Here is a 19,950-nt window from a genome sequence, read left to right on the forward strand (position 1 = left end):
GATATCGATGCCGATGACGCGGGGCATGGAAACTCCTTCTATTGATCCAACGATCATCACTGCACTCGGCTCAACCTTGTGGATGCGAGCTCTCGCCAGCGGCGGGCTCTGGATACCGTTCGAGCTTCAAGAGTGAGTGTGGAAGGCCGGAGCAGTATCTACTTCACAGGCTCAGGGCCTCAGGGTGGGCACGGCTTCCTGACCTTCCCCCGATGATCAGTCGGGAACTATCACCCCGGATGGCGTGGTAGTCGAGATACAAGGGTGGGCTTCAGCCCACCAAGGCAGACCAGCAACCTGGCGGGCTGAAGCGGAACGCCGCCCGGCCCACCCTACGCCGGCCAAGAACCGGCCTCGCTATTTCGAGGCCGGGGTCAACAGCAGGCGGCGTGTGCCGTAAACGCCGTCGAGGTTTTCCGGCTTGAACGGGAAGACCTGGTAGCCGCCCTTCAGCCAGGCGTCGATGCCGTCGGCGTAGTGGGGGCTGGCCGGGTTGCCGGACTGGCCGGAGCTGTTCAGCGCCCTCATCGGCTCCTCTTCGCCGAAGTCCACGATCAGCCGCATCGCCGGGACCAGCCAGGTATCGAAGCTCTCGCCCCAGTGGTAGCCGGACACGTTCAGCGTGCTGTGGTCGCCGCCGGCCGCGTAGGGTCCGCGATCGAGGTAGCCGCCGATGGCCTGTACCGCGGTGCGCTGGCTGGCGTTCATGTAGGGCGCCAGCTGGGTGCTGTTGCTGCGCCAGTGGTAGCTGTGCAGCCGGCCCCACTGCCAGCCGGTACGATCGGCGCCGAGCTGCTGCTCCAGCGCGGCGACGCTCGCCGCCAGGGCACGGGCGAGGATCGCCGGCTTGTCTTCCTGCGCCGGCGTGCGCACATCGTCCCAGAACGGGCTGTCCTCGCGGCCGAGCAGGTGGTCGGCCTGCGCCGAATAGGACAGGTCCGCCGCCTGCACCAGCGCGCGCCAGGCCGGCGACTCCACCGGGCCCAATTCGTCGAGGAAGATCTCGCGCGCGCTCTGTTGCAGGAAGCTTTCATAGAGCGCCGCATCCGCCGAGGTCGCCGCCAGCCGACCGTCGAACTTCATCAGGCGGTCAAGGGCTTCCGCGGCGCGGGCACGCTCGGCCGCCGGCAGCGCGGCGATCGCCTGGCGCAGCGGCTGGGCCATGCCCGGACCCTCGAACATCGCCTGGAGCTTGGCGGCGAACGGCGTGGTCTGGTCGTACTGCATGGCCATGGTGCTGCGCAGGTCGTGCCTCCCCTGCCCGAGCAGCTCGGCCAGGCGCTCGTAGCGCTCCGGGTAGTACCAGGAACTCGACAGCTGCATGCCGTAGCCGCGCGGCACGCTGCGGTGGTTGGCGGTGCCCAGCCAGCCCTGCGCCGGGTCCTGGTCGTAGGGGTGCAGCATGGGATCGGCGTAGCCGTCCCAGTCGTAGCGCCCGTCCCAGCCCGGGGAAGGCACCAGCCCCAGCCCTTCGCGGCGATTGGGGAAGCGCCCGGTCACCTGCCAGCCGATGCCGCTGGCGTCGGCGAACAGCACGTTCAGGGCCACGCTGCGAATGTCGCGCGTGGCCTCGAAGGCTTCGTCCACCGACTGCGCCTCGGCCAGCCGGAAGAAGGCGTCGAGCGACTGGTCCGTCTCCAGTTGCACGCTCTTGAGCGCCAGCCCGTAGCCGCTGCCGATCTGCAACGGCTGCAGGGGATGCTTGCGCTCGCCCAGCACGTTGTCGAGCAGAGGGCCGTTGCGGGTTTCGTAGAGGGTCTCGCGGACCGGCCGCTGGCCCTTGATGAAGAAGGTCTCATGGCGTTCGCGCGCCGGCACCCACTGGCCGTCGGCCAGGTACAGCAGGCGCTCGCCCTCGCGGCGCACCTGCTCGAGGAACAGGTCCTGGTTGTCGCCCATGACCATGGTCATGCCCCAGCCGAGCTTGCCATTGAAGCCGGCGACCACGGCCGGCACTCCGGCGATGGACACGCCGGCGGCCTGGAAGCGCGGCGCGCGGATGTGCACGTAGTTCCAGTAGGACGGCATCGACAGCGGCAGGTGGGTGTCGTTGGCCAGCAGCGGTTTGCCGCTGCGCGTGCGGCTGCCGGCGATCGCCCAGTTGTTGGACGCCGCGACACCCAGCAGGCCGTGCCCGGCGACCTGCCTGGAGGCGTCATGCAGCGCGGCCAGGCCGGGCAGCCTGCCGGTCAGGTCGAGGCCTTCGAGCTTGGCCGCCTCCTCGAACGGCAGGGGCTCGTCGGGATAGATCGGCAGCAGCCAGGCGAGCTTGTCGGCGCCGACCTTCTGCGCCAGCGCCAGGGCGGCGATCTCCTCCTGCAGGTTCACCGCCAGGCCGAAGTTCAGCAGCGTGTAGACCAGCACCGAGTCCTCGGGCTTCCAGTACGGCGGCCGGTAGCCGGCTTCGGCCAGGTCCATCGGCAAGGCGTCGCGGTGGCGGAACAGGTAGGCATTCACCCCGCGGGCATAGACCTCGAAGATTTCCTTCATCCGCGGCGAGGCATTGCGGTAGGCCGCCTCGGCGCTGCGCCGCAGGTCGACCGCTCGCATGAAGCGGTCGATCTCCAGCACGCCGGGGCCGACCATTTCCGCCAGCCGCCCCTCGGCCATCAGGCGCATGCCGACCATCTGGCTCAGGCGGTCGGTGGCGTGTACATAGCCGAGGGCGAAGATGGCGTCGTGCAGGCTGGTGGTTTCGATCAGCGGCATGCCCAGCGCGTTGCGGCGGATGCTGACGCTGCCGGCCAGGCCGGTGATCGGCTGGATGCCGTGTTCCGGCGGCAGGCTGTCGCGATAGCGGCTGTCCAGGTAGGCCTGGCAGCCGGTCAGGCCGAGCATGGCGCCCAGCGCCAGCGACAGCAGGGGGAAAGGCACACGCAATGGCATCGACGGCTCCTCGGATGGGGCGCGAAGGGAATGCAGTCAGTCTGGTCGGATGTGATTCAGGCGGCCCGTGAACGCGGCAGCGCCTCGTCCAGCAGCCAGCGGGCGGAGCGGCGGGCCTGGGCCTTGTGCTGCAACTCCAGCGCACTGAAGTTCGCCTCGTGACGGCGCCGCTCGGTACGCTCCAGCGCCGTCCAGGCGGCGTGCGTCGGCACGTGCTCGGTGGCCTGGTAGAGCTGCTGGAACACTTCGCAGCGTGGGTCTTGGCCGAGCGTGGCGTCGTAGTTGTCGATCAGCACCTTGATCCGGATGGCGCCCTCGATAAGCGGCAACTGTTCGTCCAGCAGGCTGCTGGCGAGGATGCGCAGATCCTCGGCCAGCGCGGCCTGGCGCTCGGCCCGGGCCCTGGCGAGCTCGCGCTCGTTGTGCCAGACCCGTCGCCACAGGTACAGCGCATACGCGCCGAGCGCCGCGATGATCGCGACGGCGAGTACGAGAAGGAGGATGGCGAGAATGCTCATGAGCGGATCAGGCGCCGTGGCACTTCTTGAATTTCTTCTGGCTGCCGCACGGGCAGGGATCGTTACGGCCGACGTCCTTCAGCGGATTGCGCACCGGCTCGTGATGATGGTTGCAGTGCGGGCCGTGCACATGGCCATGATCGTGGTCATGGTCGTGGTCGCAATCGGGGCCGTGGACGTGGGGCGCGGGGGTGTTCATGGGTGACGCTACTCCGGGATGAAATCGCCGGGAATTATCTCGCCGTTGTTGGCGATATGCACGCGTCTTCCGAACATCAGCCCGGTCTTCACCTCGCCTTCCAGGCGGTAGCGAATCGGCTGGTCCGGTTTTTCCAGCAGGCGCACGATGTACTTCATGTGGCGCCAGAGATTGGTGTGCACCGGGACTTCGTAGACTTCCGAGGCGTGCGCGGGGATGGTCGCCCACAGGCTAGACTCGCCGCTGGCGAGCTTGATGTCGTTCAGATGAACGGTATAGGCCAGCCCCCTCACCGGAAGGCTGCGGTCGTTCGGGTTGCGGATGCGAAAGCGCAGCAGGAACTCCTGCTCGAGCAAACGGGCCTTGACCACCTCGACCTTGGTGAGCTGGACCTGCGGCTCCTCGAAGTCCCCGGTAAACCAGGTGGAACAGCCTCCCAACGTCGCCAGCAGGCCCAGGAAGATCGCGGTTTTCAGAATATTTATGTTGCGCACCTGGGAAAGCATTCCGGTACTCCAAAGGACGGCTCAGTGTAGCAAGCGGCCAGCGTGCCGCAATGGGGTGTCGTGGCAAATAGCCCTCGTTCATACTCGCCGACGCAGATGACGATCCTATGAGGCCAGGGTGCCTCCAATGCCGACTACAGGAGTGCATGCGCATGAGTCGTTACGAAATCGCCTTTTCCGGCCAACTGGTGCCTGGCGCCGAAGCGGACCAGGTCAAGGCCAACCTCGCCCGCCTGTTCCAGGCGGACGCGCAGCGCATCGACCAGCTGTTCAGCGGGCGCCGCATCGTCCTCAAGCAGAACCTCGATGCCGCCGCGGTGGAAAAGTACCGCAGCACGCTGGAACGCGCCGGGGCCCGCGCCGAAGTCAGCCCCATGGACCCGCCCGCGCCGCTTGCCGCCGCGGCTCCGGCCGCCGCCCCCGCACCCACCTCCCCCGCCGCAGGCCGCCTGCAGGTGGCGCCACGCGACGAATACATGGCCGCCTTCGCCGACATCCAGGCACCGGACTTCGGCATCGCGCCGGTCGGCGCGGACCTGCAGGATCGGCGCCCGGACACCCCGGCCCCGGCACTGGACCTCGGCCACCTCAGCCTCGCCCCGGTCGGCAGCGACATGGGCGAGACACCGCGGCCGACCGGCGGCCCCGTGCCGAACGTCGCGCACCTGACGCTGAAGGACTGAGCGACCGGACGAACTCCCGGTGCAGGGCGGGCTCAAAATCCACAAGCCCATCAGCCCTAGCCCCATGGACCTCGTCATCGCCCGCCCGGAGGGCCTGTACTGCCCGCCCGGCGACTTCTACATCGACCCCTGGCGGCCCGTGGACCGGGCCGTCATCACCCACGCCCATGGCGACCACGCGCGCTGGGGCATGGGCCACTACCTGGCCACGCGCGACAGCGAAGGCGTCCTGCGCACCCGCATCGGCCAGGACATGCCGCTACAGACGCTGGCCTACGGCGAAACGCTCGAGCACAACGGCGTGCGCCTGAGCTTCCACCCCGCCGGCCACGTGCTGGGCTCGGCGCAGCTGCGCATCGAGCACTGCGGCGAGGTCTGGGTCGCCTCCGGCGACTACAAGGTCGAGCCGGACGCCACCTGCGCCGCCTTCGAACCGGTGCGCTGCCATACCTTCATCACCGAATCCACCTTCGGCCTGCCGATCTACCGCTGGCCGTCGCAACGCCAGGTGTTCGCCGAAATCAACGACTGGTGGCGCGCCAACGCCGCGGTCGGCCGCGCCAGCGTGCTGTTCTGCTACGCCTTCGGCAAGGCGCAGCGCATCCTCCACGGGCTCGACGCCTCGATCGGCCCGATCCTGGTACATGGCGCCGTCGAGCCCCTGAACCGGGTCTATCGCGAGGCCGGCATCGCGCTGCCCGAAACGCTCTACACGGGCGACCTGGCCAAGGGCGACCCGCGCCTGAAGCAGGCCATCGTCCTCGCCCCGCCCTCGGCCGGCGGCAGCACCTGGGTGCGCCGCTTCGGTGATTTCTCCGACGGCTTCGCCAGCGGCTGGATGATGCTGCGCGGCACTCGCCGGCGGCGCGGGGTCGACCGCGGCTTCGTGCTCTCCGACCACGCGGACTGGCCGGGGCTGCTCTGGGCCATCGAACAGACCGGCGCCGAACGGGTGATGGTGACTCACGGCTCGGTCGCCGTGCTGGTGCGCTACCTGTGCGAGCAAGGTCTCGACGCCCAGGCGTTCGATACCGAGTACGGCGAAGAGGACGATGCGCTGGTGCAGGAGGCCGAATGATGCCGGCATTCGACCGGACAACTGCGGAGCGCCGTCGATGAAGGCCTTCGCCGCCCTCTACGCACGGCTCGACGCCACCACCGGCAGCAATGCCAAGCTCGCCGCCATGCGCGACTACTTCCGCGAGGCGCCCGCCGAGGACGCGGCCTGGGCGGTGTATTTCCTCGCCGGCGGCCGGCCGCGCCAACTGGTGCCCACGCGCCTGCTGCGCGAGACCGCGCTACGCGCCTCGGGCCTGCCCGACTGGCTGTTCGAGGAGAGCTACCAGGCCGTCGGCGACCTCGCCGAGACCATCTCGCTGCTGCTGCCCGAGGCCGAACACCAGGACGACGACGGCCTGGCCGTGTGGATGCAGGACAAGCTGCTGCCGCTGCGCGGCCTGCCGCCGGAGGAGCTGGCCGAGCGCCTGCCGCCGCTGTGGGCGCAGCTGGACCGGCGCAGCCAGATGGTCTGCATCAAGCTGATCACCGGCGCCTTCCGCGTCGGCGTGTCCAAGCTGCTGGTCACCCGCGCGCTCGCCGCGCTGGCCGACCTCGATCCGAAACGGGTGGCCCAGCGCCTAGTGGGCTACACCGACCTGTCGCACCGGCCCAGCGCGGAAGGCTACCGCGCACTGATCGCCCCGGAATCGGACGACGAGCATGCCCAGCGCGGCGGCCAGCCCTATCCCTTCTTCCTCGCGCACTCGCTGCAGGCGCCGGTCGAGCAGTTCGACACCCTGCTCGGCGCGCCGGAGCACTGGTTCGTCGAATGGAAGTGGGACGGCATTCGCGCGCAGCTGGTCAAGCGCGACGGGCAGATCTGGGTCTGGTCGCGCGGCGAGGAACTGGTCAGCGAGCGCTTTCCCGAGCTCTGCGAACTGGCCGGCTGCCTGCCCGACGGCACCGTGCTGGACGGCGAGATCGTAGTCTGGAAGCACGAGGACGAACCGCTGCAGGGCGAGGCCTTCGAGCACGCCGGCGCACAGGCGCCCGCGCGCGGTGGGGTCCAGCCGTTCGCCCTGCTGCAACAGCGCATCGGCCGCAAGAACCTCACGGCCAAGGTCCTGGAACAGGCGCCGGTGGTGCTGCTCGCCTACGACCTGCTGGAGTGGCGTGGCGAGGACTGGCGCCTGCGCCCACTGCACGAACGGCGGGCACAGATGGAGCGCGTCGTGGCCGACTGCCCGAACCCGCGGCTGATGGCCTCGCCGCTGATCGAAGGCCGGGACTGGGCGGACCTTGCCACCCAGCGCGAGGCCTCCCGCGAACGCGGCGTCGAGGGCATGATGATCAAGGCGCGCGCCGCCCATTACGGCGTCGGCCGCACCAAGGACGTCGGCGTCTGGTGGAAATGGAAGATCGATCCCTATTCGGTCGACGCCGTGCTCATCTACGCCCAGCGCGGGCATGGCCGCCGCGCCAGCCTGTACACCGACTTCACCTTCGCCGTCTGGGACGGCGAGCCGGGCGATCCGAACCGCAGCCTGGTGCCTTTCGCCAAGGCCTATTCGGGCCTGACCGACGAGGAAATGCGCCAGGTCGACGCCATCGTGCGGCGCACCACAGTGGAGAAATTCGGCCCGGTGCGCAGCGTGACGCCGACGCTGGTATTCGAGCTCGGCTTCGAAGGCATCGCCGCCAGCAGCCGACACAAGAGCGGCATTGCCGTGCGCTTCCCGCGAATGCTGCGCTGGCGGCATGACAAGCCGATCGAGGAAGCCGACACGCTCGCGACGCTGCGGGACCTGCTGGGATGAACGATACCCGCAAGCCCGCGGCGAATACTCCCCCTCTTCCCAAGGGAGAGGGGCCGGGGGCGAGGGAACCCGGCAGCGGCATCGTTCCCGACCAGCCCTCACCCCAGCCCTCTCCCAAAGGGAGAGGGAGAAAGCCACCAACGCCACCAGCCTCCGCACATATCTCCCCTCTCCCCACGGGAGAGAGGCCGGGGGTGAGGGAGCCCGGCACCGACATCGTTCCCGACCAGCCCTCACCCAGAGGGAGAGGGAGAAAGCCACCAACGCCACCAACGTCCGCGCACATCCCCCCTCTCCCCGCGGGAGAGGGGCCGGGGGTGAGGGTGCTCGCTGGCGCCCCCGCCGCTGCCTGGTTCGCCCAGCGAGGTTGGCGGCCCTTTCCCTTCCAGCAGCAGGTCTGGCAGGCCATCGAGGCCGGGGAATCCGGCCTGCTGCACGCCACCACCGGCGCGGGCAAGACCTACGCGGTGTGGTTCGGCGCGCTCAATCGCTTCGCCTCCACGAAGACCTCCGCCGCAGGCAGGGCCGCCCCGCTCAGCGTGCTCTGGATCACCCCGATGCGCGCGCTGGCCGCCGACACCGCCCGCGCGCTGCAGGCGCCGCTGGACGACCTCGGCATTCCCTGGACGCTCGGCCTGCGCACCGGCGACACCGACTCCGCCGAGCGCGCCCGCCAGGGCCGCCGGCTGCCCAGCGCGCTGGTGACCACGCCGGAGAGCCTGACCCTGCTGCTGACCCGCGCCGACGCCCGCGAGGCCTTTGCCGGGCTGCGCATGCTGGTGGTGGACGAATGGCACGAGCTGCTCGGCAACAAGCGCGGCGTGCAGTTGCAGCTGGCCCTGGCGCGCCTGCGCCGCTGGCACCCGCAGCTGATCGTCTGGGGCCTGTCGGCGACCCTGGGCAACCAGCCGCACGCGCTGGAGGTGCTGGCGCATCCCGGCCAGGGCCGCCTGGTGCAGGGCCAGGTGCCGAAGGACCTGCGGGTCGACACCCTGCTGCCGGAGGCCATCGAGCGCTTTCCCTGGGCCGGCCACCTGGGGCTGAAGATGCTGCCGCAGGTGGTCGAGCAGATCGATTCGGCGGCCACCACCCTGGTATTCACCAACACCCGCTCGCAGGCCGAACTCTGGTATCAGGCACTGCTCGAAGCCCGACCGGACTGGGCTGGGCTGATCGCCCTGCACCACGGCTCGCTGGCCCGCGAGGTGCGCGACTGGGTCGAGCTGGGGCTGAAGAAGGGCGAACTCAAGGCGGTGGTCTGCACCTCCAGCCTCGACCTCGGGGTCGACTTCCTGCCGGTCGAGCGCGTGCTGCAGATCGGTTCGCCCAAGGGCGTGGCGCGGCTGATGCAGCGCGCCGGCCGTTCCGGGCATGCGCCGGGGCGCCCCTCGCGCGTCACCCTGGTGCCCACCCACAGCCTGGAACTGGTGGAAGCCGCCGCCGCGCAGCGCGCCGTGGCCGAGCGCCGGATCGAGGCGCGCAGCGCCCCGCCCAAGCCGCTCGACGTGCTGGTGCAGCACCTGGTGAGCATGGCCCTGGGCGGCGGCTTCCGCCCCGAGGAGCTGCTCGCCGAGGTCCGCGGCGCCTGGTCCTACCGTGGGCTCGGCGACGCGGAATGGGCCTGGGCGCTGGCCTTCGTCCGCCACGGCGGCCACTCGCTCACCGCCTATCCCGACTACCAGCGCGTCGAGCCCGACGAGACCGGCCTCTGGCGGGTGCCCAGCCGGCGCGTCGCCCAGCGCCACCGGATGAGCATCGGCACCATCGTCAGCGACGCCAGCCTCCACGTGCGCTACTGGAGCAAGGGCGGCGCCGGCGGCTCGCTCGGCTCGGTGGAGGAAGGCTTCATCGCGCGCCTGCGTCCGGGCGACTGCTTCCTGTTCGCCGGCCGCCTGCTGGAACTGGTGCGGGTCGAGAACATGACCGCCTACGTGCGCCGCGCCGCCGGACGCAAGCCCGCGGTGCCGCGCTGGAACGGCGGGCGCATGCCGCTTTCCAGCGAGCTCGCCGACGCCGTGGTCGAGCAGCTCGGCGCCGCCTCGCGCGGGGCCTTCGACAGCGCCGAGATGCGGCTGGCGGGCCCGCTGCTCGACGTGCAGATGGCTTGGTCCGCCCTGCCTACCGAACACACGCTGCTGGCCGAGGTGCTGAAGTCGCGCGAGGGCTGGCACCTGTTCCTCTACCCCTTCGCCGGACGCCAGGTGCACCTCGGCCTGGCCAGCCTGCTCGCCTATCGCATGGGCCGGCGCGCGCCGGTGACCTTCTCCATCGCGGTCAACGACTACGGCTTCGAACTGCTGTCGGCCACCGAGGTGGACTGGGCGCAGTCGCTCGGTGGCGAGCTTTTCGGCCAGGAGCACCTGCTGCACGACGTGCTCGGCAGCCTGAACGCCGGCGAACTGGCGCGCCGGCGCTTTCGCGAGATCGCACGGATCGCTGGCCTGGTGTTCTCCGGCTACCCCGGCGCGCAGAAGAGCGCCCGCCAGCTGCAGGCCTCCAGCGGGCTGTTCTTCGACGTGTTCCGCCAGTACGACCCGGACAACCTGCTGCTCACCCAGGCACAGGAAGAAGCGTTGCGCCAGGAACTGGAGGTCGACCGGCTCGAGCGCACACTGGAGCGCCTGCAGCGGCGGACCCTGGACCTGAGAACGCCGAAGCGGCCGACGCCACTGGCTTTCCCGCTGCTGGTCGAGCGTTTCCGCGAGAGCATGAGTTCGGAAAAGCTGGCCGACCGCATCGCCCGCATGCTCAAGGACCTGGAAAAGGCCGCCGGTCCGGGCGGCAGCGCATCGCCGCGCGAGACGATAGCGGTCGAGCGCGACGACACCGGCAAGCGTCCGCGCGCGCCGCGCCAACGCAAGGACGGCCGCCCGCGGGTGAAGAAGAAGGCCGGGGGCTAGCCTTCCCTCATCCGGCCCTGCGGGCCACCTTCTCCCGCACGGAGAAGGAAAAAGCCGGCGCCGGCCTGAAAGCCCGGCATGCCCTGTGGGGCGGTCTCGACCGCGAACGAGTCTCCACCGCCCATTCGCGGCCAAGGCCGCTCCTGCGACGAGCCGTGCCCGAGGACCTTGGCTGACAGCGTCGCCGCGAGGGCGCGCAATCCACAGGGATGTGGTGAATGCCGCAAGCCCGTCGGGAACGGGCGCGGCCTCCCACAGGTCCGGTGCGGCACCGCTGCTTTCGTGGGAGGCCCGACCTCGGGGCGATGCTCTTGTGTGAGCGGTTTCGACCGCGAACGACGCTGCACGGCACCATGGCCGCCACCAGACATCTCCCCTCTCCCTGCGGGAGAGGGGCCGGGGGTGAGGGAGAGCGTCCGGTCGGCTCGCGAGCCGTCGGGACACGGCCTCCGGTAAGCTTGCCCGCATGCATTCCCACCTCCCCATCACCCTGGCCGGCACCGAACTCTGGCTGCTTGCCGGCAAGGCGATCTTCTGGCCTGGCCAGCAGGCGCTGCTGATCGCCGACCTGCACCTCGGCAAGGCGGCCGCCTACCGGCGGCTCGGCCAGCCGGTGCCGCACGGCACCACCGATGACAACCTCGCCCGGCTCGATGCGCTGCTGGCGGCCTACCCCGCGCGCCGGCTGATCGTGCTCGGCGACTTCCTGCACGCCCCCGAATCGCGCGCGCCGGCGACGCTGCAGCGGCTCGCGAACTGGCGGGCGAGCCAGCCGCAACTGGCGATCACCCTGATCCGCGGCAACCATGACCGTCGCGCCGGCGACCCGCCGTCATCGCTCGGCATCGAGGTGGTGCCCGAGCCGCTGCTGCTCGGGCCGCTGGCGCTGCAGCACGAGCCCCGCCCGCACCCGACTCACAGCGTGCTGGCCGGGCACCTGCACCCCGCCTTCAGCCTGCGCGGGCGCGGGCGCCAGTCCGTGCGCCTGCCCTGCTTCTGCATCGGCGAGCGGCTGAGCCTGTTGCCGGCGTTCGGCGCCTTCACCGGCTCGATGAACATCGAGCCGGCAGGCGGACAGCGGATCTATCTGGTGGGAGAAGGCGGCGTCTGGCCGTTGGCCGTCGCCGAATCGGGCGTCACGCCTGGGTGATGCCGGTGATGGTGATGCCGAAGCGCTCGGCCAGGCGGTTGGCCGGGCTGCTGTCGTCGGACAGCTCGCGCTCGACGCCCTCGTCTGCGAAGCGCTCCTCGGCATGGCGGGATACGAGTTCGACGGCCTTTTCCATGTCCGGCTTCTCTTCGGCCTCCGTCTTCAGCGTCGATGTGTTGCCGTCTTTGTTGTACGCAATGATCCAGGTGGTCATGAAGCGCCCTCGCAAAGTCATCATCAAGGCGGTCCGTACCGCACGAACTGTTTAGACCCGGCGCTTCGCGCCAGTTCATCCGGCCGTCGTCCAACCCTTCGTCGAGCGTCCGGAACAAGGCCCGCCGGCCTCCGGTCGCTAGAGAATGACCAGAGGAGCCGAGGCCATGACCCAGACCCGCCTGCGCGCCATTCCCGAAATCCGCGAAGAGCAGTTGGTGGAGCAGCTGCGCCATCATGGCGAGCCGCTCCCCGGCCTGGACGACCCCGCGTTCGCCGAAGCCTTCGACCGCTTCGCCGACGCCCGGGTCGTGCTCATCGGCGAGGCCAGCCACGGTACCTCCGAGTTCTACCGCGCCCGCGCCGCGGTCACCCGTCGGCTGATCGAACGCCACGGTTTCGAGATCGTCGCGGCCGAGGCCGACTGGCCGGATGCCGCGCATATCGACCGCCATGTGCGCCAGCGCGCACCCGCCACCTGGCAGCACGACGCCTTCGAGCGCTTCCCGACCTGGATGTGGCGCAACCGCGAGGTGGCCGAATTCACCCGCTGGTTGCGCGGGCACAACGAGCAGCTGCCGGCCGGGCAGCGCGTCGAGTTCCGCGGCCTGGACGTCTACAGCCTCGGCTCCTCGCTGACCGAGGTGCTCAGCTATCTCGACAAGGTGGACCCGGACGCCGCCGTGGAGGCCCGCAAGCGCTACGGCTGCCTGACGCCCTGGCAAGACGAGCCGGCGACCTATGGGCACAACGTGATGCTGTTCGGCGAGCCCTCCTGCGAGCAGGCTGTGGTCGAGCAGTTGCGCGCCCTGCTCGACCAGCGCCTGGACTACATGGCGCAGGACGGCGAGCAGTTCTTCAACGCCGAGCGGAACGCCCGCGTGGTGCTCGCCGCGGAAAGCTACTACCGGACGATGTACCGCGGCTCCACCGAATCCTGGAACCTGCGCGACCGGCACATGTTCGACACCCTGCGCGCGCTGCTCGAACACCGCGGGCCGCAGGCCAAGGCCGTGGTCTGGGCGCACAACTCGCACATCGGCAACGCCGCGGCGACCTCGATGGGCTGGTCCGGCGAGTTCAACATCGGCGAGCTGTGCCGCACGGCCTTCGGTGGCGAGGCGGTGCTGATCGGCATGGCCACCGACCGCGGCGAGGTGGCCGCCGCCGACAACTGGGACGAGCCGATGCAGATCAAGCAGGTGCGACCCTCGCGGCCGGACAGCTGGGAACAGCTGTTCCTCAGGGCCGGCCACCCGGCATCGCTGACCGACTGGCGCGGCGAGGCCCGCGGCGAGCTGCGCACCCTGCTGTCGCGGCCCCGGCTGGAACGCGCCATCGGCGTCATCTACCGCCCGGAAACCGAGCGCCAGAGCCATTACTTCCGCGCCATTCTCGCCGAGCAGTTCGACGCCATGCTGTGGTTCGAGCAGACCACCGCCGTGACCCCGATCGGCCCGCGCGTACCGGAAGAATCGGCCGTTCCCGACACCTACCCGTTCGGAGAGTAGCCATGCGCCCGTTCGAGCACTCGCCCCTGTTCCTTGATCGCCGGCAAGCCGGCGAGGTCCTGGCCGACGCCCTGCAGCACCTCGCCCCTGCACGGCCACTGGTACTGGCGCTGCCGCGCGGCGGCGTGCCGGTGGGCTACCCGATCGCCCGGCGCCTGGATGCCGTGTTGGACCTGATCCTGGTGCGCAAGATCGGTGCGCCCGGCAACGAGGAACTCGGCCTCGGCGCGGTGATCGACGGCGCCGATCCGCAGTGGGTGGTCAACGAGGCGCTGATACGCCGGCTGGCGCCGCCGGCCGGCTGGTTCGAGAGCGAGATGACGCGCCAGCTGAAGGAACTGGAGCGGCGCCGCCAGCGTTACTGCGGCGACCGGCCGGCCCCGTTGCTGGCCTCGCGCGAGGTGATCCTGGTGGACGATGGTATCGCCACCGGGGCGACCGTGCGCGCAGCGCTCAAGGGGCTGCGCAAGGCTGGCGTCGCGCGTCTGGTGCTGGCGGTGCCGGTCGCCCCGCGCCTGGTGGTGGAAAGCCTGCAGCCCGAGGTCGACGAACTGGTCTGCCTGGCCATGCCCGAGCCCTTCGTGGGCGTCGGGCTGCACTACCAGGACTTCTCTCAGACCAGCGACGAGGAAGTCATCGAGCTGCTGGGCCGCGCGGCCTCGGCCGCCTGATCAGGCGACCGGCGCCGGCGGCGGCTGGTCGGGCACCGTGGGTTCGCCGGGCTCGCTCGGCTGGGTCGGCACGCCCGGCTCTTCCGGATCTCCCGGCACGCCGCCGGCCTGCAGCAGATCGCGCAGGACCCACGCCTCTTCGCCCGCGCCGGGCCCTCGTACGGCTGCCGAATGACTGTCGCTGGTGATCATGCTCGCCTCCACGATCAATGAGTGTCCTGACGGTAGAGACCGGCAGCCGGCGAGAATTCCCGCTGCTCGTCGGGACGCCGCCGGCCGCGCCGAAGCCTCTGCGGCGAGCGCTGCGTACTTGGCGCCTGCGCGTCCAGGTGCTTTCATGCGCGACGGCCTCGGCGACATGGCACGGGCCATGCTGTCGAATGCCTCGCCCGACCCGGGCCCGAACGCTCACAACCGGCACAAGGAATCCCCCGCAATGCCCAGCCTCAACCTGCAGATACTCGTCGCGGCCTGCCTGGGCGTGCTGATCGGCTGGCTGACCGGTACCCTGCCGGCCGAGTCGGGCCTGCGCGAAGGCGTGCTCTACGCCAGCAACCTGCTCGGCGGCATCTTCGTCGGGCTGCTGAAGATGGTGCTGGTGCCGCTGGTGTTCACTTCCATCGCAGTCGGCGTGGCCAACCTGCAGGCGCACCACCAGGTCCACCGGGTCTGGCTGACCACCCTGGTCTACTTCACCGCGACCACCTGCCTGGCGATGGTGGTGGCGCTGGTCGCGGCGAACATCTTCGAGCCGGGCGCCGGGCTGTCACTCGACCTGTTCGCCGACGCCATGGCCTCGTTCGAGGCCAGGCAGCTGACCATGCCCGAGTTCTTCCAGCACTTCTTCGCCAACCTGTTCCAGAACCCCTTCGCCGCCTTCGCCGACGGCAGCATCCTCGCCATCGTGGTGTTCGCCCTGTTCATCGGTATCGCGCTGGTGGCCGGCGGCGAGCGCTACCGCAACATCCTGGTGCTGCTGCAGGAACTGCTGGAGCTACTGCTGCGCATCATCGGCTGGATCATGCGGCTCGCGCCGCTGGGCATCCTGGCGCTGCTCGTCCGGCTGGTGGCCGAGCAGGACGTGGCGCTGCTCGGCGCGGTGGGCGGCTTCATCGTGCTGATATTCGCCACCACCCTGTTCCACGGCATCGTGGTGCTGCCGGGCATCCTGTTCCTGGCCACCGGCCGCTCGCCGCTGTGGTTCTGGCGCGGCGCGCGCGAGGCGCTGATCACAGCCTTCGCCACCAGCTCCAGTTCGGCGACCCTGGCGGTCTCGATGCGCTGCGCCGAGGAGAACCTGCAGGTGCGCCGCGGCATCGCCGGCTTCGTGCTGCCGCTGGGGGCGACCATGAACATGGACGGCACCGCGCTCTACGAGGCGGCCGCCGCCCTGTTCGTCGCCAACCTGGTCGGCATCGAGCTGAGCTTCGCCCAGCAGATGGTGGTGTTCTTCACCGCGATGATCGCCTCTACCGGCGCGCCGGGCATTCCCAGCGCCGGTATGGTGACCATGGTGATGGTGCTGCAGGCCGTGGGCCTGCCGGCCGAGGCGGTGGCCATCCTGCTACCGATCGACCGTCTGCTGGACACGGTGCGCACGGCGGTGAACGTGCAGGGCGACATCACCGGCAGCCTGGTGGTGCAGAAATTCGCCGACGGCGATCCGCGCGACTGAACCGGCGCGGCCCCGCCTGCGGCGGCGCGATTTGCGCGCCCCCAGTGGCAATTCGTTACGAGAAGGTGCAAATTTAACCGGCAGCATTGCACAAAGTGCTGTTTTCCCGGTCTGAAGGGTTCCTTTCGCCTCCGGGAAACCCTCATCGACTCAATGATCGAGATCACGTCAGCAATGAATAGCTTGTTCCGTACCAGGAAGGCGCGCGTGCACACGACCGCCGCAAGTACCCTGCTTGCGTCCGTGTTGATGGCCGGCGCGTCCCAGGGTTGGGCGTTCAGCCTGGACGATGTCGCGGCCAGGGCAGAGAAACTGGCCGGCCAGGAATTCGCCATGCCGCAGTCGAACCTGCCCCCCGTGTTCCGAGAAATGAAATACGCGGATTACCAACGCATCCGCTTCCGCGAGGATCATGCGCACTGGGTCGATGAGCCCACGCCGTTCAAACTGTTCTTCTACCACCAGGGCATGCATTTCGACGTGCCGGTGAAGATCAACGAGATCACCGCCAACGGCGTCCGGCCGATCGAATACAACCCGGAGATGTTCGACTTCAGCAACCTGCAGTTCGACAAGGCGGCCACCAAGGACCTCGGCTTCGCCGGTTTCAAGGTGCTCTACCCGCTGAACAAGCCGGACAAGAACGACGAACTCATCACCTTCCTCGGCGCCAGCTACCTGCGCGCGCTCGGCAAGGACCAGTGGTACGGCCTGTCGCTGCGCGGCCTGGCCATCGACACGGCGATGCCCGCCGGCGAGGAATTCCCGCGCTTCAGCGAGTTCTGGGTGGAGCACCCCGCGCCCGACCGTCGCAACCTGGTCATCTACGCCCTGCTCGACTCGCCGCGCGCCACCGGCGCCTACCGGATGGTCGTGACCCCGGGCAAGGACACCAGCGTGGAGGTGCACGCCAAGGTGTACCTGCGCGCGCCGGTCGGCAAGCTCGGCATCGCGCCGCTGACCAGCATGTTCCTCTACGGCCCGAACGACCCCGCCGCCGAGGTCAACTACCGCCCGGCGATCCACGACTCCAACGGCCTGGCGATCCACGCCGGCAACGGCGAATGGATCTGGCGCCCGCTGAACAACCCCCGCCACCTGTCGGTGAGCACCTTCACCATCGAGAATCCCAAGGGCTTCGGCCTGATGCAGCGCGGTCACGACTTCAGCCAGTACGAAGACCTGGAAGACCGCTACGACCTGCGCCCCAGCGGCTGGGTCGAGATCCTGGACGACTGGGGCAAGGGCAAGGTGGAGCTGGTGGAAATCCCGACCCGGGACGAGACCAACGACAACATCGTAGCCTTCTGGACCCCCGAACAGCTTCCCGAGCGCGGCGAAGCGCTGGAGCTGCGCTACCGCGTGCACTTCACCATCGACGAGGCCGCGCTGCACCACGGTGAACTCGCCTGGGTACAACAGACGCGCCGTTCCACCGGCGAGGTCAAGCAGGCGAACCTGATCCGCGAGCCGGACGGCAGCGTTGCCTACGTGATCGACTTCCAGGGGCCGGCGCTGTCGGAACTGCCGCCGGAGACGCCGGTGCAGACCGCGATCAGCGTCGGCGACAACGGCGAGCTGGTCGGCCAGGAAGTGCATTACCACCCGGTCACCCAGGGCCGCCGGCTGACCCTGCGCGTACGTGTGAAGGACCCGGCACGGCCGCTGGAGATGCGCGCCGCGCTGATGGACGGCGAGCGCGCGCTGTCCGAGACCTGGAGCTACCAGGTGCCCGCGCAATGAGCCAGGCCGGCGACACGCTGCTCACTGTCGAGCAGCGCCTGCGCGAAGGCTGGGGCGATGCCCTGGACGACGGCGACCTGCTGGACACCGACGCCCAGGGGCACGTCTACATCCGCAGCACGCCGCCCCTCACCCGGGCCAGCATGACCCCGGAGCCCTGGCAGACCAACCCGATCGCGCGCGGCTGGCGACGGCTGTTCGGCCGCCAGGGCAAGCTCCGCCAGCGCGAAGCCGGGCGCTTCGACGAAGAGGCCCGCTGGCGCCAGGTGGGAATGCTCAGGCGGCTGGTCCTGGTCGTGCTGATGGTCGTCCAGACGACCATCGCCACCTGGTACATGAAGGCCGTGCTGCCCTACCAGGGCTGGGCCCTGGTGGACCTGCAGGAGGTCATCCAGCAGGGCTGGCTGGAGTCGGCCCGGCAGGTGCTGCCCTACGTGGTGCAGACCAGCATCCTGCTGCTGTTCGCGCTGCTGTTCTGCTGGGTGTCGGTGGGCTTCTGGACGGCGCTGATGGGCTTTCTCGAACTGCTGATGGGCGGCGACCGCTACAGCATTTCCGCCCGCGATGCGGCCGAAGGCCCGATCGCGCCCGAGGCGCGCACCGCCCTGGTGATGCCGATCGCCAACGAGGACGTGCCACGGGTGTTCGCCGGCCTGCGCGCGACCTACGAATCGCTGCTGCGCACCGGCCAGCACGAGCACTTCGACCTCTTCGTGCTCAGCGACAGCAACGACCCGGACACCTGCGTGGCCGAACAGAAGGCCTGGCTGGAGCTGTGCCGGGAGCTCGGCGCCTTCGGCCGTATCTTCTACCGGCGCCGCCGCCGGCGGGTGAAGCGCAAGAGCGGCAACATCGACGACTTCTGCCGGCGCTGGGGCCGGCAGTACTGCTACATGGTGGTGCTCGACGCCGACAGCGTGATGAGCGGCCACTGCCTGACCACGCTGGTGCGCATGATGGAGGCGCATCCGCACGCCGGGATCATCCAGACCGCGCCCAAGGCCTCCGGCATGGACACCCTCTATGCGCGCCTGCAGCAGTTCGCGACCCGCGTCTACGGCCCGCTGTTCACCGCCGGCCTGCACTTCTGGCAGCTCGGCGAATCCCACTACTGGGGCCACAACGCGATCATCCGGGTCAAGCCGTTCATCGAGCATTGCGCCCTGGCGCCGCTGCCGGGCAAGGGCAGCTTCGCCGGCGCCATCCTCTCGCACGACTTCGTCGAAGCCGCGCTGATGCGTCGCGCCGGCTGGGGCGTGTGGATCGCCTATGACCTGGAGGGCAGCTACGAGGAACTGCCGCCGAACCTGCTGGACGAGCTCAAGCGCGACCGCCGCTGGTGCCAGGGCAACCTGATGAACTTCCGCCTGTTCCTGGTCAAGGGCATGCACCCGGTGCACCGCGCGGTATTCCTCACCGGCGTCATGTCCTACCTGTCGGCGCCGCTGTGGTTCCTGTTCCTGGTGCTGTCCACCGCGCTGCTGGCGATCCACAAGCTGATGGAGCCGCAGTACTTCATCCAGCCGATGCAGCTGTTCCCGGTCTGGCCGCGATGGAACCCGGAGCTGGCCATCGCGCTCTTCTCCACCACCCTGGTGCTCCTTTTCCTGCCCAAGCTGCTGAGCGTGCTGCTGATCTGCGTCAAGGGTGCCAGGGCCTTCGGCGGCTCGCTGCGGCTGTTCGTCTCGATGCTGCTGGAAATGTTCGTCTCGGTGCTGCTGGCGCCGGTGCGCATGCTGTTCCACACGCTGTTCGTGGTCTCGGCGTTCCTCGGCTGGTCGGTGCAGTGGAACTCGCCGCAGCGCGCGGACAACGCCACGCCCTGGAGCGAGGGGCTGTTGCGGCACGGCTCGCAGATGCTCATCGGGGTGCTCTGGACCGCCCTGGTGGCCTGGCTCGACCCGCTGTTCCTCTGGTGGCTGGCGCCCATCGTGGTGTCGCTGATGCTGTCGGCGCCGGTATCGGTGCTGTCCAGCCGGACCAGCTTAGGCCTGGGCGCGAAACGCCTGAAGCTGTTCCTGATTCCCGAGGAATACGCACCACCGGCCGAACTGCAGGCCACCGATGACTACCTGCAGCAGAACCAGCGCGTCGCGCTGCCCCAGGGCTTCCTGCAGGCCGCGGTGGATCCGCTGATCAACGCCCTGGCCTGCGCCATGGCGCGGGCGCGGCATGCGAAGGACGTCGCCTCGGCCCAGAGCCTGCGCCAGGCGCGGCTGGACGCCATCCTCGCCGCCGGCCCGATGCAGGGCGCCAGCGAGGCGCGCTGGAAGCTGCTGGACGACCCGCGGGGCCTGGCACTGCTGCACGAGGCGACCACCGGCGACCCCGATCATCAACGCTGGGTGGACGCCTGGAACCTGCTGCCGCGCTCGGTGACCGCAAGCCCGACACCCGAGCCGGCCCAAGGCGTGCCGCTAGGCGAAACCACGGGGCCTGCCTAGCGGGTGTCGACTTCCCAAATAACAAAGGCCGGCGC

General features: G+C 69.4%; 15 protein-coding genes and 1 pseudogene. 10 read left to right on the forward strand and 6 right to left on the reverse strand.

Annotated features, from left to right (window positions below; genetic code table 11):
- Positions 1-357: 357 nt before the first annotated feature.
- Genes H610_RS0111960 through H610_RS0111975 form a run of 4 tightly spaced genes read right to left on the reverse strand, consistent with a single transcriptional unit; the run spans position 358 to position 4,109 of the window.
- Positions 358-2,886: a penicillin acylase family protein gene (locus tag H610_RS0111960; protein ID WP_028239886.1), complete on the reverse strand. Its 2,529-nt coding sequence runs from the start codon at positions 2,884-2,886 to the stop codon at positions 358-360.
- A 56-nt stretch (positions 2,887-2,942) separates the two neighbouring features.
- The gene (locus H610_RS0111965) at positions 2,943-3,404 is read right to left on the reverse strand and encodes a DUF2489 domain-containing protein (RefSeq protein WP_028239887.1); all 462 of its coding nucleotides are present in this window, start codon (positions 3,402-3,404) and stop codon (positions 2,943-2,945) included.
- Positions 3,405-3,411: 7 nt separating this feature from the next.
- Entirely contained in the window at positions 3,412-3,603 is a 192-nt protein-coding gene (locus H610_RS24935; RefSeq protein ID WP_084166445.1) for an SEC-C metal-binding domain-containing protein, read from the reverse strand.
- An 8-nt stretch (positions 3,604-3,611) separates the two neighbouring features.
- Entirely contained in the window at positions 3,612-4,109 is a 498-nt protein-coding gene (locus tag H610_RS0111975) for an LEA type 2 family protein (protein WP_043238481.1), read from the reverse strand.
- Positions 4,110-4,261: 152 nt separating this feature from the next.
- Here H610_RS0111975 and H610_RS0111980 point away from each other — a divergent pair, with 152 nt between their 5' ends.
- The 5 genes from H610_RS0111980 to pdeM all read left to right on the forward strand — a co-directional run bounded on the left by H610_RS0111980 (position 4,262) and on the right by pdeM (position 11,658).
- A complete protein-coding gene (locus H610_RS0111980; RefSeq protein ID WP_028239889.1) occupies positions 4,262-4,792 on the forward strand; it encodes a hypothetical protein in 531 nt (176 codons plus the stop codon).
- A gap of 64 nt (positions 4,793-4,856) precedes the next feature.
- Positions 4,857-5,870, forward strand: a complete 1,014-nt coding sequence (locus H610_RS0111985) for a ligase-associated DNA damage response exonuclease (protein WP_028239890.1) — start codon at positions 4,857-4,859, stop codon at positions 5,868-5,870.
- Between the two features lie 37 nt (positions 5,871-5,907).
- Entirely contained in the window at positions 5,908-7,608 is a 1,701-nt protein-coding gene (locus H610_RS0111990; RefSeq protein ID WP_028239891.1) for an ATP-dependent DNA ligase, read from the forward strand.
- Between the two features lie 317 nt (positions 7,609-7,925).
- Entirely contained in the window at positions 7,926-10,508 is a 2,583-nt protein-coding gene (locus tag H610_RS0111995) for a ligase-associated DNA damage response DEXH box helicase (protein ID WP_028239892.1), read from the forward strand.
- A gap of 466 nt (positions 10,509-10,974) precedes the next feature.
- Complete coding sequence (gene pdeM, locus H610_RS0112005; RefSeq protein ID WP_028239893.1) at positions 10,975-11,658, forward strand: ligase-associated DNA damage response endonuclease PdeM; 684 nt, start codon at positions 10,975-10,977, stop codon at positions 11,656-11,658.
- Here pdeM and H610_RS0112010 read toward each other — a convergent pair.
- Positions 11,645-11,872, reverse strand: coding sequence for a hypothetical protein (locus H610_RS0112010; protein WP_028239894.1), 228 nt, complete (start codon positions 11,870-11,872; stop codon positions 11,645-11,647). The two genes, pdeM and H610_RS0112010, sit on opposite strands and share 14 nt — an antisense overlap.
- Positions 11,873-12,038: 166 nt before the next feature.
- Here H610_RS0112010 and H610_RS0112015 point away from each other — a divergent pair, with 166 nt between their 5' ends.
- Both H610_RS0112015 and H610_RS0112020 read left to right on the forward strand, forming a co-directional pair.
- On the forward strand, positions 12,039-13,382 hold the full coding sequence (locus H610_RS0112015) for an erythromycin esterase family protein (RefSeq protein WP_028239895.1): 1,344 nt from the start codon (positions 12,039-12,041) through the stop codon (positions 13,380-13,382).
- A 2-nt stretch (positions 13,383-13,384) separates the two neighbouring features.
- A complete protein-coding gene (locus H610_RS0112020; protein ID WP_028239896.1) occupies positions 13,385-14,053 on the forward strand; it encodes a phosphoribosyltransferase in 669 nt (222 codons plus the stop codon).
- On the opposite strand, the gene H610_RS25805 is transcribed toward H610_RS0112020, so the two are convergent.
- Positions 14,054-14,245 (reverse strand): hypothetical protein, encoded by a 192-nt coding sequence (locus tag H610_RS25805; RefSeq protein WP_152529095.1) that lies wholly within the window; start codon positions 14,243-14,245, stop codon positions 14,054-14,056.
- A 244-nt stretch (positions 14,246-14,489) separates the two neighbouring features.
- On the opposite strand from H610_RS25805, the gene H610_RS0112030 reads away from it, so the two are divergent.
- The 3 genes and pseudogenes from H610_RS0112030 to mdoH form a co-directional block, all read left to right on the forward strand.
- Positions 14,490-15,728 carry a dicarboxylate/amino acid:cation symporter gene (locus tag H610_RS0112030; protein ID WP_028239897.1) on the forward strand — a complete coding sequence of 413 codons (1,239 nt, stop codon included), beginning with the start codon at positions 14,490-14,492 and terminating at the stop codon, positions 15,726-15,728.
- A 156-nt stretch (positions 15,729-15,884) separates the two neighbouring features.
- The gene (locus tag H610_RS0112035) at positions 15,885-17,471 is read left to right on the forward strand and encodes a glucan biosynthesis protein G (RefSeq protein WP_408054995.1); all 1,587 of its coding nucleotides are present in this window, start codon (positions 15,885-15,887) and stop codon (positions 17,469-17,471) included.
- Between the two features lie 23 nt (positions 17,472-17,494).
- Positions 17,495-19,915: pseudogene (gene mdoH, locus H610_RS23820) on the forward strand (glucans biosynthesis glucosyltransferase MdoH); the annotation flags it as partial.
- Between the last annotated feature and the right edge of the window lie 35 nt (positions 19,916-19,950).

Origin of the sequence: Stutzerimonas azotifigens DSM 17556 (assembly GCF_000425625.1) — a bacterium.
GTDB classification, from domain to species: Bacteria; Pseudomonadota; Gammaproteobacteria; order Pseudomonadales; family Pseudomonadaceae; genus Stutzerimonas; species Stutzerimonas azotifigens.